Source organism: Vallitalea sediminicola, assembly GCF_054408565.1.
Map to the genome: position 1 here is coordinate 1 of NZ_BTPT01000128.1, position 339 is coordinate 339.

The 339-nt window shown below is 31.3% G+C and carries 1 tRNA gene; it reads right to left on the bottom strand.

Annotated elements, in window-relative coordinates:
* Positions 1–126: 126 nt before the first annotated feature.
* Positions 127–200: transfer RNA gene (locus ACX6CF_RS25990), tRNA-Met, on the bottom strand.
* Positions 201–339: the final 139 nt, after the last annotated feature.

The following is a 339-nucleotide window of genomic DNA, read 5'->3' on the forward strand; positions in this document are numbered from 1 at the left end:
GTTCAGTTTTCAAGGTTCTGTGTTGTTGAGACAACGAAATATATTGTATCATATACTTTATGATGTGTCAACAGCTTTTTTATTTTTTTTATTTTGCTAAGCATGATTTATAAAAATCAGCTTAAATAGCGGAGAACGGAGTCGAACCGTTGACACTACGGGTATGAACCGTATGCTCTAGCCATCTGAGCTACTCCGCCAGATGTTATTATAATTTTTGGTAAAAAATAGTTAGGATATACCTAACTTTTTAAATTATTATAAACATTCAAAACAACACATTGCACAACAAATTATCCTTAATCAACCTCTGCATTTGCTACATAACTTATATATCTT